Origin of the sequence: Arthrobacter sp. SLBN-112, from assembly GCF_006715225.1 — a bacterium.
GTDB lineage: Bacteria > Actinomycetota > Actinomycetes > Actinomycetales > Micrococcaceae > Arthrobacter.
In genome coordinates, this window is record NZ_VFMU01000001.1 from 85,541 (window position 1) to 100,013 (window position 14,473).

General features: G+C 66.4%; 12 protein-coding genes. 5 read left to right on the forward strand and 7 right to left on the reverse strand.

Features of this window, described 5'->3' with window-relative positions:
• Positions 1-91: 91 nt before the first annotated feature.
• The gene (gene aceB / locus FBY33_RS00400) at positions 92-1,708 is read left to right on the forward strand and encodes a malate synthase A (protein ID WP_142028802.1); all 1,617 of its coding nucleotides are present in this window, start codon (positions 92-94) and stop codon (positions 1,706-1,708) included.
• Between the two features lie 135 nt (positions 1,709-1,843).
• Here the strand turns inward: aceB and FBY33_RS00405 are convergent, their stop codons facing one another.
• From FBY33_RS00405 to FBY33_RS00435, 7 genes are all read right to left on the reverse strand, one after another.
• Positions 1,844-2,629, reverse strand: a complete 786-nt coding sequence (locus tag FBY33_RS00405; RefSeq protein WP_142028803.1) for an enoyl-CoA hydratase/isomerase family protein — start codon at positions 2,627-2,629, stop codon at positions 1,844-1,846.
• A 29-nt stretch (positions 2,630-2,658) separates the two neighbouring features.
• A complete protein-coding gene (gene paaE, locus FBY33_RS00410) occupies positions 2,659-3,885 on the reverse strand; it encodes a 1,2-phenylacetyl-CoA epoxidase subunit PaaE (RefSeq protein ID WP_142028804.1) in 1,227 nt (408 codons plus the stop codon).
• Positions 3,886-3,894: 9 nt separating this feature from the next.
• Complete coding sequence (paaD, locus tag FBY33_RS00415; protein WP_142028805.1) at positions 3,895-4,416, reverse strand: 1,2-phenylacetyl-CoA epoxidase subunit PaaD; 522 nt, start codon at positions 4,414-4,416, stop codon at positions 3,895-3,897.
• 5 nt (positions 4,417-4,421) lie between these two features.
• A complete protein-coding gene (gene paaC, locus FBY33_RS00420) occupies positions 4,422-5,336 on the reverse strand; it encodes a 1,2-phenylacetyl-CoA epoxidase subunit PaaC (protein WP_142028806.1) in 915 nt (304 codons plus the stop codon).
• Positions 5,333-5,713, reverse strand: a complete 381-nt coding sequence (gene paaB, locus FBY33_RS00425) for a 1,2-phenylacetyl-CoA epoxidase subunit PaaB (RefSeq protein WP_056329133.1) — start codon at positions 5,711-5,713, stop codon at positions 5,333-5,335. The genes paaC and paaB overlap by 4 nt, the downstream gene beginning before the upstream one ends.
• Positions 5,710-6,714, reverse strand: coding sequence for a 1,2-phenylacetyl-CoA epoxidase subunit PaaA (paaA, locus tag FBY33_RS00430; RefSeq protein WP_142028807.1), 1,005 nt, complete (start codon positions 6,712-6,714; stop codon positions 5,710-5,712). Before paaA ends, paaB begins: the two co-directional genes overlap by 4 nt.
• 85 nt (positions 6,715-6,799) lie before the next feature.
• A complete protein-coding gene (locus tag FBY33_RS00435) occupies positions 6,800-7,603 on the reverse strand; it encodes an alpha/beta fold hydrolase (RefSeq protein ID WP_327436732.1) in 804 nt (267 codons plus the stop codon).
• A 391-nt stretch (positions 7,604-7,994) separates the two neighbouring features.
• Between FBY33_RS00435 and FBY33_RS00440 the strand changes: the two genes are divergently transcribed.
• From FBY33_RS00440 to FBY33_RS00455, 4 genes are all read left to right on the forward strand, one after another.
• Positions 7,995-8,963, forward strand: a complete 969-nt coding sequence (locus FBY33_RS00440; protein ID WP_142028808.1) for a hypothetical protein — start codon at positions 7,995-7,997, stop codon at positions 8,961-8,963.
• 284 nt (positions 8,964-9,247) lie between these two features.
• The gene (locus tag FBY33_RS00445) at positions 9,248-10,459 is read left to right on the forward strand and encodes an alcohol dehydrogenase catalytic domain-containing protein (RefSeq protein ID WP_142028809.1); all 1,212 of its coding nucleotides are present in this window, start codon (positions 9,248-9,250) and stop codon (positions 10,457-10,459) included.
• A 398-nt stretch (positions 10,460-10,857) separates the two neighbouring features.
• A complete protein-coding gene (locus FBY33_RS00450; RefSeq protein WP_142028810.1) occupies positions 10,858-11,439 on the forward strand; it encodes a hypothetical protein in 582 nt (193 codons plus the stop codon).
• A 300-nt stretch (positions 11,440-11,739) separates the two neighbouring features.
• Positions 11,740-14,355: an AMP-binding protein gene (locus FBY33_RS00455; protein ID WP_142028811.1), complete on the forward strand. Its 2,616-nt coding sequence runs from the start codon at positions 11,740-11,742 to the stop codon at positions 14,353-14,355.
• Positions 14,356-14,473 lie beyond the last annotated feature (118 nt).

The following is a 14,473-nucleotide window of genomic DNA, read 5'->3' on the forward strand; positions in this document are numbered from 1 at the left end:
CAATGGTCTGACCGATTTTTCTGAGGCCCTTGTTTTTTCATCTGGCAGAACATAATGTCCGTATCGTGAAAATCGCAGAAAGGACAATCCAATGCCCCTGACCCGAACCGCTGACCTGCCCTTTGACCGCGCCGCCGAAATCCTGACACCGGAAGCCCTGGAGTTCCTCGCCGCGCTCCATGCACGCTTCGCCGCCGAGCGCGATGCCCGCCTTGCTGCACGGCAGGAGCGCCGTTCAGAAGCCGCAAAGACCGGAACCCTGGACTTCCTGCCCGAGACAGCAGCCGTCCGCGACGGCGACTGGACCGTTGCCTCGGCGCCACCCGCCCTGCAGGACCGCCGGGTAGAAATCACCGGCCCCTGCTCCCCCGCCAAGATGGCGATCAACGCCCTGAATTCGGGGGCAAAAGTTTGGCTGGCAGACCTGGAGGACGCCAGCTGCCCCACCTGGTTCAACGTCATCGACGGCCAACTCTCGCTGTACGACGCCGCACGCGGAACCTTGGCCTACACGTCCCCCGAGGGCAAGACATACGCCCTTCGCACCGACGCGCCCACCGCCGTCGTCATAATGCGCCCCCGCGGCTGGCACATGGAGGAGCGGAACCTGGAATTCGACGGCAAGCCCGCCATCGGCGCCCTGGTGGACTTTGGACTGCACTTCTTCCACAACGCCAAGCAGCTCCTCGAGAACGGCCACGGCCCCTACTACTACCTGCCGAAGATGGAAAGCCACCTCGAAGCCCGGCTGTGGAACGACATCTTCGTTTTCGCACAGGACGCCCTCGGCATCCCCCAGGGAACCATCCGGGCCACCGTCCTGGTGGAAACCATTCCCGCGGCCTTCGAGATGGACGAGATCCTGTATGAGCTGCGGGACCATGCCTCCGGCCTCAACGCGGGGCGCTGGGATTACCTGTTCAGCATCATCAAGTATTTCCGCGATTCCGGTACGAAATTCACCCTGCCCGACCGTGCAGCGGTATCGATGACCGTTCCCTTTATGCGGGCCTACACCGAACTTCTGGTCAAGACCTGCCACCAGCGCGGGGCGTTTGCCATGGGTGGCATGGCAGCAGTCATTCCGAACCGCCGCCAGCCGGAAGTCACCGAAGAGGCATTCGCAAAAGTACGGGCAGACAAGACCCGCGAGGCCAACGACGGATTCGACGGCTCCTGGGTTGCGCACCCGGACCTCGTTCCCATCTGCATGGAGGTATTCGACCGGGTCCTGGGAGACGCCCCCAACCAGGTGCAGCGGACCCGCCCAGAGGTCCATGTCACCGCCGAACAACTGCTCGACATCGAGTCAGCACCCGGCGAGGCCACCGAAGCCGGTCTCCGCGGGAACCTGTACGTTTCCGTCGCCTACACCGCAGTGTGGCTGTCCGGGAACGGGGCTGTTGCCATCCACAACCTGATGGAAGATGCCGCGACGGCGGAAATCTCGCGTTCGCAGGTCTGGCAGCAGATCCGTAACGGGGTAGTCTTCGCAGACACCGGGAACACGTCAACCCGCGAACTGGTCGAGGGCCTGCTGGCCGAGGAAACGGACAAGCTCCGTAACGAGGTGGGCGACGAACTGTTCAACCGGTACTACAAGCCGGCGTCCCGCATCATTTCTGAGATCTGCCTTTCCGAGGACTACACCGACTTCCTCACCACACCGGCCTACGAGGTACTGGAATCGGAAGTGGCAGTCCGGTAGGGGCAGCCTTCCCACCGCTTGACAGGTTGGAGGGCCGCGGCCGTGCGGCAGCAGCCCTCCAATTCCATCGATTGCTCCGTAACTGCCGTTTTCGGCCCAGAAAAGGACAGTTACGGAGCAATCGATGAGGTTTAATCAGTGGCTGCCGGTGAACTTCGGCTCACGCTTCTCCTGGAAAGCCCGGAAACCCTCCGCGTAGTCGTCCGTCTTGCAGAGCCGCGCCTGCTCCTGGTTCTCCTCCTGCATGGCCTCCCACAGGCCCAAACGCTGGTCGCGGATGTGCGCCACCAGCTCCTTCGAGGCAACGAACGCCCCCGTCGCGCCCGAAGCCACCCGCTCGACAATCGCCCGCGTGGACTCCAACAACGAATCAGCCGGCATCGCACGGCTGAACATCCCCTGCGCCACCGCCTCGGCACCCGAGATCAGGTCCGCCGTGTAGATCAGGTCCAGCGTCCGGTGCATGCCCAGCCGCTCCGTGAAGTACCAGTGCCCGCCCGAGTCCAGCGTCGCGCCCAGCTTGGCGAACGGCGAGCCGAACTTGGCGTTCTCCGCCACGTACACCACGTCCGTGGCCAGCAGCAGCCCCAGCCCCACGCCCAGGCAGGCGCCCTGGGCGGCGGCAAAGGTGGGGGCGGGAAAAGAAGCCATCTTCTTCAGCAAAGGCTCCACCAGCCCGCCCAGGTACGCGGCGGCGTCGTCGCTCTCCGGGGTGACGCCCGCGATGTCCCGGCCCGCGCAGAAGGCCCGGCCCTCTCCCCTCAGCAGCAGCGCCCGCACCTCACCGCGTGAGGCGGCGGCAGCAGCGTCGTCGTACGCCTGGGTTAAATCCCGCAGCGCCTGCTCATCCAGCGAGTTCAGCTTCTGCGGTGCGTCCAGCACTACCTCGGCGATGCCGTTGCTGATGGAAAGGGAAATCATGGAACTCCTCTGTTGAAACCGGGAAAGACTTAGACGTCGAAGTCGACCGTGACTTCCTTGCTGGTGGGGTGGCTCTGGCAGGTCAGAACGTAGCCCCTGTCCAGCTCGTCCTGCTCCAGCGCGTAGTTCTCGTCCATGGTCACGCTGCCGGTGACCACCTTGGCGCGGCAGGTGCCGCACACTCCCCCGGCGCACGCGAACGGCACGTCCGGGCGCACCCGCAGCGCGGCGTTGAGGATGGACTCGCGGGCGTGCGTGGGGCTGGCCACCTCGCCCTGCAGGCCGTCCAGCTTGAACGTGATCTTGTACGTCTCCTTGGACTCGTCCACCACCACGGGACGGCCGGCCTGCCCCTCCGGGCGGTCCGGCTTGCCGGAGGTGAACAGCTCGAACCGGACGTTCTCCGGTTTCACCCCGCGCTCGGCCAGGGTGTCCCGGCACAGCTGCACCAGCTCGAACGGCCCGCACAGGAACCATTCGTCCACATCGTCCGCGTGCAGGGCGGTGCCCAGCAGCTGCTGCAGCTTCTCGGCGTCGATCCGGCCGGAGAGCAGCGGCGCGATCCGCTGCTCGCGGGAGAGTACGTGGTGGATGGCGAGCCGCTGGGGGTACTTGTCCTTCAGGTCCGCCAGCTCCTCCAGGAACATCACGTCCATGGCGGCCTTGTTGGCGTAGATCAGGTCGAACCGGGTGTCCGGGTTGGCGGCCAGCAGCGTCCGGGCGATGGCGATCACCGGGGTGATGCCGGACCCCGCCGCGATGGCCACGAAGTTCCCCGCCTCCCCCGCGAGCTCCTCCGGGTGGTTCATGGAATTCATGACGTTCTGCTCCACGGCCTGCCCGTCCCGGCCGTGCTTGGACACGAACGCGCCCATGGGGCTCATCACGTCCAGAGTGTCCCCCGCCTTCAGCTCGGCGTTGGCCCACGTGGAGAACAGCCCGCCCAGGTCCTTCTTGATGGCCACCCGGATCTCGCTGGTGCCGTCCGGGAAGCTGCGCGGCTCCGCGCAGATGGAGTAGCTGCGGCGGATTTCCTTCGGCTCGCCGTTCTCATCCGGCAGCGTGGTGCGCAGGGCCACATACTGGCCGGGCAGGTAGTCGAACTTGCCGGCGAGCTCGGCCGGCACATGGAAGCTGACCTCGATGGCGTCCTCGGTGAGCCGGCGCACCTCCTGCACCTCAAGGGTGTGGAAGGACGGACGACGGCGGCCGGTCACCTCAGCCTCTTCGGCGGTGGTCTGGCGGACAACAGGCATGGGGGTTCCTTACAGGACTTTGAAGTAGTCGAACGGTTCCTTGCAGTCCTGGCACACATACAGCGCCTTGCAGGACGTGGAGCCGAAGCGGGTGAGTTCCTTGGTGTTGAGGCTGGAGCACTGCGGGCACTTCACGGCCAGGCTCAGCCGGATGGGGCCTGAGTGGCCGCCGGCCTTGCTGTTGCCGGACGGTGGGGCGATGCCGTACTGCTGCAGCTTCTGCTTCCCGGCCTCCGTCATCCAGTCCGTGGTCCACGCCGGGGCCAGGACCAGGTCCACCTGGACGTCGTCGTAGCCTTCCTTCTTGAAGGCTGTGTAGAGGTCGTCGCGGATGGCTTCCATGGCCGGGCAGCCCGAGTACGTGGGCGTGATGGTGACCGTGACGCTTCCGTCTTGTACTTCCACGTTGCGCAGGATCCCCAGGTCCGCGATGGTGAGCACGGGGATCTCCGGATCGCAAACGGTGGCCGCGATGTCCCACGCCTTCTGCTGCGGGGTCCGGGTGCGGGTCTCGAAGTCTGAAATGTACACGGCCGTCACCAGCTGGCGCCGGGATGCTCGCGGGCCAGCACCTGCATCTCCGCCAGGATGTAGCCCAGGTACTCCGAGTGCTTGCCGTTCCGGCCGCCGCCCGGCGCCGCGGGCACGTCCGGGACCTCCAGCTCAGCCTCCGTGAGGATTTCGGCGGTGAGCCGGTCAAAGTCTTCCCTCAGGCTGGAAGGCACGACGGCGGCACCCGCCTCAGCGAGGCGCTGCGTCAGGTCATCGTCCTGGAACAGTTCGTTGACGTACGGCCACATGGTCCGGAGGCCGTGGATCATCCGGGTGCGGGATTCCTCCGTGCCGCCAGCCAGGCGCAGGACCCACTGGGCGCTGTGGTCCCGGTGGTAGTCCACTTCCTTCACGGCCTTGGCGGCGATGGCAGCCAGGGTCTCGTCCGTGGATCCGGTGAGGCGGCGGTAGAGCTCGTACTGGTAGTAGCTCACCACGAACTGGCGGGCGATGGTGGCCGCGAAGTCCCCGTTGGGCTGCTCGAACAGCTGCACGCTGCGGAACTCGTGTTCGCGGCGGAAGTAGGCCAGGTCATCCTCGGACTTGGCCGAGCCGTCGTCGTTGGTCATGGCGGCACCGGCGTAGGTGAGGAAGCTGCGCGCGTGGCCTAGCTGGTCCAGGGCGATATTGCCCAGGGCGATGTCCTCTTCCAGCTCCGGCGCGCGGGAGATCCAGTGGCCCAGGCGCTGGGCGAGAATCAGGGCGTCGTCGCCCAGGCGGAGGGCGTACTCGGCGATGTCCTCCGAGGGCTTCACCAGGCCGGTGCGGACCTCGAGGGCGATGTCCTCCGGGCGCAGGGCGTTGCCGGGGGTGATACGGGTGGCGGAGGCGTTGGAATCGCCGCCGGCCACACCGGTGGAGATGTCGCCGTGGCCGGTAGTGGTGTCGGGGGTGCTCACAGGTGCTTTACCCCTTCGCTCTTGGTGTAGTACGTGGCGTGCCGGTAGTCCTTGCCCTGCGGGGACTCGAAGAAGGAGCCCTTGGAGTCGGGATCGCTGGCGGCGATGGCGTCGGCCGGGACCACCCAGATGGAGACGCCCTCGTTGCGGCGGGTGTACAAGTCCCGTGCGTTCCGGAGGGCCATGGCTGCGTCCGGGGCGTGCAGGGATCCGGCGTGGACGTGGCTCAGGCCGCGGCTGGAGCGGACGAACACCTCCCACAGGCCCCAAGCGCTCCGGTCATGGTGTTCCTGCGGAGCAGGGGATGCCTTGGGGGCTTCGCGGTTGATTTCGGTGGCGGCGCTTGCGGGGGCGTCCGGGTTGCCGTGCGGGCTCATGCTGCGTATTCCTTCGTCGTCATTGACTCTTTTGCTGCCTGTTTTGCTGCGTAAGCCGCCGCTGCCTCGCGGACCCAGGCGCCGTCGTCGTGCGCTTCCCTCCGCCGCTCAAGGCGCTGGGCGTTGCAGGGACCGCGGCCGGCCAGGACTTCCTGGAACTCGTGCCAGTCAAGGGGGCCGTGCTCCCACTTTTTGGTGTCCTCGTTGAAGCGGACCTGGTCATCCGGGAGGGTGAGGCCCAGGACCCGGACCTGCTCCACCATCATGCCCACGAAGCGGCTGCGGAGCTCGTCATTGCTGAACCGCTTGATGTTCCAGGCCATGGACTGCTTGGAGTTGGGCGAATCATCGTCCGGCGGGCCGAACATCATCAGGGCCGGGGCGTACCAGCGGTTCACGGCGTCCTGGGCCATCTGCTTCTGCTCGGGGGTGCCATTGGAAAGTTCCAGCAGGATCTCGAAGCCCTGGCGCTGGTGGAAGGACTCTTCCTTGCAGATGCGGACCATGGCGCGGCCGTAGGGACCGTACGATGCGCGGCACAGCGGGACCTGGTTGCAGATGGCTGCGCCGTCCACCAGCCAGCCGATGGCACCCATGTCCGCCCAGGTCAGTGCCGGGTAGTTGAAGATGGACGAGTAGCGGGCCTTGCCGGCGATAAGGTCGTTCATCATCTTGTCCCTGGACTGTCCGAGGGTCTCGGCGGCGGAGTAGAGGTAGAGGCCGTGGCCGGCCTCGTCCTGGACCTTGGCCATGAGGATGGCCTTGCGCTTGAGGCTGGGGGCGCGGGAGATCCAGTTGGCTTCCGGCTGCATGCCGATGATCTCGGAGTGCGCGTGCTGGGAAACCTGGCGCAGGAGGGTCTTGCGGTAGGCCGCGGGCATCCAGTCGCGGGGCTCGATGCGCGAGTCCTCGGCGATGATGCGGTCGAAGTGGGCCTGGCCTGCGGCTTCTTCTTCCGGGGTTAGCTCAGCGGGCACTGACTGCAGGTTCTGCGCTGCCATGGTTGCTCCTATGCAAAGACCGTCTGGGACGTGCCGAATTATTTACCGACCGTTCGTTCAGGATATGCGGGAGCGGCGGACCCCGTCAAGCGTGCGGGCCTGCCCCGCCTTCTTCTGGCCGGGCCCGATCGAGCCAGTCGGCGAACAACGCGGCGAGCAGCTCGGGCCGCTCGTGCATGAGCGCATGGCCGGCGTCCTCAATGACAGCCAGGGCGGCGTGCGGGTAGCACTCGAGCAATTGGGCTGCGTCGGCATATCCGACGACCGAATCGCGTCGCCCTGCCACGATCAAGGTGGGCGCAGGGAACACGGCCGGCCCGACGTCGACCGTCCACCCGGCGAAGATCCGTCCCAGCGCGGCCTCGTCCACAAGCTCCGCACCGGGCGCAACGCAGTCGCGGTACCGGCGAGCCGTGGCCCGTGTGCGCACGACAAAATAGTCCTCGAACCCCGCCCGCTGCGCAGGTTCGAGTGCGTCGTACGCGCCGGCGTCCTGGTCAACCACCTCGTGGCCCGGCACGCTTCCGGACCGCTCCGCGACGGGACACAACAACGCCAGGCCGAGCACGCCTTCCGGCCGCTGTGCGGCCACTCCCCGAGCCAGGTAGGCGCCATAGGAGTGCCCGACCAGCATCACCGGTCCCGTGCCCAGGTGGTCGATGAATTCACTGAGCAGCGCCACCACATCATTGTTGGAGGTGAGGCCCTCTGCCGTCGATCGGCCCATCCCCGGCAGATCAGGATAGATCCGCCGGTATCCCGTGCCGGGAACGACGGCCTCAATTGCCGCCTCGATCTCGCGGTGATCAACACCCGCGCCATTAACGCAACAAGCGGCACGCCGGCGCCATGCTCGACGTAATGGACCAGGACTTCGTTGATCCGGCACTCCATACGGCCACCTTATTCCTAGACGACGAAGCAAACCCGCGCGGCGCCGTCACCTCCTGCGAAAGGTTCCGCGCCGCCGTCGTAATACCCTCCGGCGACTCTGGTTTTGCCGCTGAGCCCGGGCTTATACTGACCACGCCCTCGTGGCCCAAATCACAGCGAGACATCTCACGGTTCGGCGTTTCGACGCCGGCGACAGGCATAACGCAGCCGCGCACTTTTCCCGAATCGACATACACCGGCCCCTCCGGCCGCGGAAGCCGGAAGGCGCCGAGGCCTCCCCAAACCCGGCCATCATCATGCTGGTAATGGGATGGCGACTTGGAAGATGGATGGTCATGAGACGCTTCTTGGCACTGGTAACTGCCGTTGTTTTGAGCTGCACTGTCATGCCGGCACTGAATTCCAGTACTGCCCGCGCTGCCGCCGGACCGTGCCTCGGCGCACCTGCCGCCGACAGCACGGCGTATGGAGAAACCCGGCAGTTCGTGGATGCTCAGGCCTGGTGGATGCCGGACACCGACCAAGCCAACAATTCCATCACCAATACCGGCCACGTTCACTTGGGGGCATGCATCCCGGAACGCGAAACGATCAGTTCGGGCAACCTCACCGTGAATGTGCGCGTGGTCCTCCACGACAACCCGGGCACGGCCAACTACGTCGCGATGGTGTTCAAAACACCCGACAGGGAAACCACGGTGCAGAAGTGTTACCTGCGGGCCACTACACCGAACTTCAGCTGCGCCGGCCCAGCGAGCAGCGGCACCGGCGACTTTGTGTGCAACGGAACCTGCGAACGCTGGGTGACGTTCTCGTGGCCAATCTCCGCGTTCAACCACTCAGGCCTGCAGGACGTCCGTTTCCGCGGGTTCGTCCTGGAGCCGGACGGCAACGAAATGCAACCCAGCTTCAACTGGCAGGTCAACATCCAGAACGGCAAGTCCCCGTCTGACGTCACAAGGAATGCGTTCCTGCGGGGCAAGGCTTGGTACACCCACGCCCTGTACTGCGAGTCCTCAGTCCGGAACGTTCCCATTCCCGACGGTCCGGTATCCGGCATCTGGGAGCCTACAGTGGGCCTGACCACCCACCCCGGCGGCTCACGCCCGGCGACCCACTCATTTATCGCAATCGACCCGGACTTCCACGCCGTGCCGGCTAACCCGGGAAGGGTGCTTTGGGATTCCGCAGGCCCGTACGGACCTGAGCCCTTTGGGTCCGCCCCCATTGCGATCGACACCACCACCATGGCCAACGGCGTCCACAAGCTGCACCTGCGTACGTCGTGCCGCGACAACACGCTGGGCTCCACCAACTCCGGGGTCACCGTAATTCCGTTCACCGTGGCCAACTGATCGCGTCGCCCGCGCAGGTTCTCGACGCGCAGGTTCATTCTCGACGCGCATGCTCCCCTGCGCGGCCCAAATCCGGCACGCGCAGAGGAACCTGCGCAGCGGAAGGGAATCTGCGCGTCGCCAGCGCCCGCACCCAGGAGGCGCCGCCGTCGTACGTGTTCTCTGTGGCCGCACACCGAAATAGGCAGTAGGCTTACTATTTCCGTAGCTGGGTGCTCGCAGCGCAGGGAGCGCCTGATGACCAGAACCCTAATCGGCGGCGTAACCCGTAAAGGAGTCCCATCATGAAAGCTCTCGTATGGCACGGTGAAGGCGATATCCGCCTGGACACCGTTGATGACCCGGCAATCCTGGACCCGAACGACGCGATTGTCCGCATCACGCGCAGTGCGATCTGCGGCACGGACCTCCACTTCATCCGCGGCACCATGTCCGGGATGAAGGAAGGCACCATTCTGGGCCACGAGGCCGTGGGCGAAGTGACTGCCGCGGGCAAGGCCGTACGCCGGTTCGCCCCCGGGGACCGCGTGATCGTGTCCTCCACGATGTCCTGCGGGGTGTGCTGGCAGTGCCGGGCCGGGCATACCGCGCAGTGCGACACCGCCAACCCGAACGGGCCGCAGGCGGGGACCTGCTTCTTCGGCGGCCCCGAAACCACCGGCCCCATCAACGGGCTGCAGGCCGAGTACGCCCGCATCCCGTGGGCATCGAACACCCTGACGTCCCTGCCGGACAACGTCAGCGACGAACAGGCCATCCTGCTTTCGGACATCTTCCCCACCGCGTGGTTCGGCGCGCAGCTGGCCGGCATCCAGCGAGGCGACACGGTGGCCGTATACGGAGCGGGCATCGTGGGGCAGCTGGCCATCGCGTCGGCATTCCGGCAGGGCGCGTCCCGGGTGTTCGCGATCGACGGCATCGAAACGCGTCTGGTGCAGGCGCTGGACCAGAACGCGGACGTGATCAACTTCAACGCCGAGGACCCGGTGGAGGCGCTGAAGGAGGCCACACTGGGGATTGGCGTGGACGCCGTGATTGACGCCGTTGGCGTGGATGCGCTGCGGCCCTGGGCCGGGCCTGCGGCGGCAAAGGGCGAGGAGCAGGCGGAACAGTTCGCCCGGGAGGTGGCCGAAGTGGCCCCCGCAACGAACGTCCAGGGCGAGAACTGGGTGCCGGGCAACGCCCCCTCCCAGGTTTCCCAGTGGAGCGTGGAGACGGTGCGGAAGTACGGCCGGATCGGGATTATTGGGGTGTACAGCCCGGCCATGATGACCTACCCGATCGGCCAGGCGATGAACAAGAACCTGACCATCCGGATGGGCAACTGCGACCACCGCTCCGTCACGCCGCCGCTGGTGGACCTCGTGGCTTCCGGTGTGTTCGACCCCACCAAATTCATCACCCAGCACGAGCCGATCAGCGACGTGGTGGACGCCTACCTGAACTTCGACCGGCGCGAGGAAGGCTGGCTGAAGACCGTGCTGACCACGGCTTAACCTCCCCTTGCATGACCGGCGGCCCGCTCCCGAAGGTGCGGGCCGCCGTCGTACCCGTTGCGCCGTTCTCGACGCGCAAAACCCACCGGTGACACGCGTGCTCCCCGGTGCGGCGGTTATGTGGGTGGCGCCCAGGAATCTGCGCGTCGACCGGGAACCTGCGTAGCGCGGCGCCGGATACGGACCATCCGTGCTGCGTGGAAGGGGATCAATCCGGTGCCAACGATCACGAAGATGGCGTCATACCACCCGCCCTGCCCGCTGTGCCGGCTTAGCACAAGCGCTTAGGGCATCAGGGGCTCAATTCCTGCTTGTTGACGGCCACAGGCGGGGCTATCTTGGAGCTACCCGGGCCTGGCTGGGACGGCCATCGGTTACAGGTCTCGCAGAGGCATGTCATGAGCTATATCCCTGTCAGCAGGCGCACCATCCGGCGGCACCGCGAATCAGAGCGGTCCACCCGGCGCCTGGTTGCGGCCCTTTCCGCCGGGGCCGTCGGGGCATGGCTGTTGTCTGTGCTGCTATCGGCCGCGGTGTTCGTTGACGGCTACGTCCACAGCATCGATCTCGTCGTGCATGACCTATTCCTCGTTGTGGCTTTCGGCGCCATCATTCTGGTCGATTGGCACGGCTTCCTGTGGCTGATCGGACGGCGCACCCTCCGTGAGATCATTCGACTCGATGGTGCAGCTACACCCCTGATCTGGGGCGGCCTTTTCGGCATGCTGGCCACCGGCGTGTTCCTGAGCCCGCACCTGGAGAACCCCATGACCGATGTGAAGCTCGCGGCGGTCCTTGTGCTCAGCCTGAACGGAATCATGCTGATCCCCCTCATGCGGCGGCTCGCGCGGTTGCCTGCCGAGGCTACCTTCAGGGACCTGACACTTGGCCAGCGCACGCATTTGGTGTCCTGCCTGGTGGTCTCACAGCTGTGTTGGTGGACCGCGATCATCATTGGTTTCATAAACGCACAGTCCTGAAACGAAGGCACCTATACCTCCCATACCTGGGGGCCGCCGTCGTAGGCGCACCGGCAGTGAGCGACACGCAAAGACGCCTGTGACGCCCACATTCCCCTACGCGCCCCTATGCGGGTAGCGCCAGGGAATCTGCGCCTCGAAAACGAATCTGCGCAGCGTGGGCCGCGGCGCAGGTAGTTCCCCGGGCAGGTGCCCCGGCTACAGTCGGTGCCCGGGGGCCAACACGGGCAGCCCGGCTTCCTCGTGCCCGCCGCAATAGTCCAGTTGAGTTAGGTTAGCCTCACCTTCTAAAGTGCTCCGGTGACGTTAGAGACAAAACTCGCCGGTGTCCCCTTCGCCGCCAACCTGGCCCGGTTCGGGGACCGCATTGCCGTCAATACCGGAAACGAGTCCCTGAGCTACAGCGAACTGGCCCTCCGCGTGGAAGACATGGCCCGGCGCCTGGGGCCCGGCCGGCGCCTCGTCGCGCTGGAGGCCGGGAACACGCTCCCGGCGCTGGTGGCCTACCTGGCCGCGCTGTCCTCGGGCAACCCGCTGCTGATCCTGCCTGCTGCGGGCGGCTCCGCTGCAGACGCGCTGCTGGCGGCCTACGATCCGGACGTTGTGGTCCGTGCGTCGGACAATGAAGCGGTCCTGGACGTCCGGCGCGACCAGACCCGTCACGAACTTCACCCGGAACTCGCGCTGCTGCTCAGCACGTCCGGGTCCACGGGGTCGCCCAAGCTGGTGCGCATCTCCGGGGACAGCATCCAGGCCAATACCGCCGCGATCGCCGAGTACCTGCAGCTGCGTCCCTCTGACAAAGCGGCCACCACGCTCCCCCTCTCCTACTGCTACGGGATGAGCGTGGTGAACAGCCATCTCCTGGCGGGCGCGTCCCTGGCGCTGACGGACCTCTCGGTGGTGGACCCGTGCTTCTGGGACCTGGTCCGCACCGAACACGTGACATCCTTCGCGGCAGTGCCCTACACCTTCGACCTCCTGGACCGCGTGGGCTTCGAGGACATGGATGTGCCGAGCCTGCGCTACATCACCCAGGCCGGCGGACGGCTGGCTCCCGCCCGCGTGCGCTCCTGCGCCGAACAGGGCCGGCGGCAGGGGTGGGACCTGTTCGTGATGTACGGGCAGACCGAGGCCACCGCCCGCATGGCCTACCTGCCGCCGGACCAGGCCTTGCAGAATCCGCAGGCCATCGGCGTGCCGATCCCGGGCGGGTCATTCCGGCTTGAGCCCGTGCCCGGCCTGGACGCCTCCGAACTGGTCTACTCCGGCCCCAACGTGATGCTGGGATACGCCGAACGGCCGGAGGACCTCAGCCTGGGGCGGGAGGTGACCGAGCTCCGCACCGGCGACCTGGCCCGGCTTGGAACCGACGGCCTCTACGAGATTGTGGGCAGGCGCAGCCGGTTCGTGAAGATTGTGGGTCTCCGGGTGGACTTGGGCCAGGTGGAGCGGCTGCTGGCGGACCTCGGGGTGACCGCGGCGGCCGCGGGCTCCGATGACGCGGTGGTGGCCGCCGTCGAAGGCGACCACGACCTGGCCCTGATCGCCAAAACCCTCGCCCAGGACCTGGGCCTGCCCCGCGCCGCCGTCGAACTTTACCCGGTGGAAGCCATCCCCCGCCTTGGCAACGGAAAGCCGGACTATCCCGCCGTCGCCGCCCTCGCCTGTGGAGGAGAAGAGGACGACGGCGGCCCGGCCGAGGTCCCGGACGCAGGTTCCACCGACGTGCGGCGCATCTTCGCCGAGGTGCTGGAGGTGGATAGCGTCGCCGGGACCGATTCGTTCGTGTCCTTGGGCGGCGATTCGCTGTCCTACGTGGCGGCGTCCGTCCGGCTGGAGCGGGCACTCGGCCACATCCCCGAAGGCTGGCACCTGATGCCGGTGTGCGAACTGACGCCTGCGCCGCACGTGGCGGGTGCCGCCGTCGCGCCGTCCGGAAAAGCTGCGCCTGCCGGGCGTCCTGCCCGTACCCTGAACCGATTGCACCGCCGGCTGGTCGCGCCGATGGAGACGGGGATTGTGCTGCGCGCCGTGGCGATCATCGCGATCGTCTCCACGCACATCGGGTTCTTCCACTGGCAGGGCACCGCGCACGTGCTGATGGCGATGGCCGGTTACAACTTTGCCCGTTTCCAGCTGTCCGGGGCGCGTGCGGAGCGGTTGCGGCGGCACCTGCGCAGCATTGCGCGGATCGTGGTGCCATCCGTTGCGGTGATTGCGCTCGCGTTCGCCGTGACGGACAAGTACGCCCTGCACAATGTGTTCCTGCTGAACGCGCTGGTGGGGCCGGAGGGGTGGAGCGATTACTCGCGGTTCTGGTTCGTGGAAGTCCTGGTCCACATCCTGATCGGGCTGGCCCTGGTGCTGGCGGTGCCGGCCGTTGACCGGCTGGTGCGCCGCTGGCCGTGGGCGTTTGGGATGGCCCTGGTTGCCGTGGACCTGCCCCTGCTCTTTGGCCTGGTGGAGAGCCGTTACCCGGGCCAGGGGCCGGTGCTGTGGCTGTTCGGGCTGGGTTGGGCGGCGGCTGCGTCCCGCACGCTGTGGCAGCGGTGGGCCGTTACGGTTCTCGCTGCTGTGGCGGCTCCGGCTTCCTTTGAGGATCCGTACCGCAGCGGCACCATCCTGGCCGGTTGCCTCATTTTGCTGTGGCTGCCCACGCTTCGGGTGCCGCGCGGACTCCACCGGATCACGGCGCTGCTGGCGAGCGCGTCGCTGTACATCTACGTCACGCACTGGCTGGTGTACCCGCTGCTTGATTCCGACAACCCCTCGGATAAGGGCCTGGCGGTGCTGGCATCCCTGGCCTGCGGTGTCCTCTACTGGGCTGCGGCCACACGGGTCATGGGCCTGGCGGAACGGTGGTTGAAGCGGCGGCCGTTTTCGCGGGCCGCTGCTGCGCAGGCGGCTGCGTAGGAGCAGGCCCGCAACGTGGAAAAGTGAATCAGGCCACTTCCCGACCCATCCGCTCTTCGGTGCGCTGCGAAGTACTGTTGTCTCCTCTCTGGGGATACCAACATCACACGGACGTGTA

Bases quoted from the DNA above. Each gene is read 5' to 3' on its own strand.
- paaE (WP_142028804.1), bottom strand. From the start codon at position 3,885: ATGCCTGTTGTCCGCCAGACCACCGCCGAAGAGGCTGAGGTGACCGGC.
- paaB (WP_056329133.1), bottom strand. From the start codon at position 5,713: ATGAGCCCGCACGGCAACCCGGACGCCCCCGCAAGCGCCGCCACCGAA.
- FBY33_RS00405 (WP_142028803.1), bottom strand. From the start codon at position 2,629: ATGATTTCCCTTTCCATCAGCAACGGCATCGCCGAGGTAGTGCTGGAC.
- FBY33_RS00445 (WP_142028809.1), top strand. From the start codon at position 9,248: ATGAAAGCTCTCGTATGGCACGGTGAAGGCGATATCCGCCTGGACACC.
- paaA (WP_142028807.1), bottom strand. From the start codon at position 6,714: ATGGCAGCGCAGAACCTGCAGTCAGTGCCCGCTGAGCTAACCCCGGAA.
- FBY33_RS00450 (WP_142028810.1), top strand. From the start codon at position 10,858: ATGAGCTATATCCCTGTCAGCAGGCGCACCATCCGGCGGCACCGCGAA.
- aceB (WP_142028802.1), top strand. From the start codon at position 92: ATGCCCCTGACCCGAACCGCTGACCTGCCCTTTGACCGCGCCGCCGAA.
- FBY33_RS00440 (WP_142028808.1), top strand. From the start codon at position 7,995: ATGCCGGCACTGAATTCCAGTACTGCCCGCGCTGCCGCCGGACCGTGC.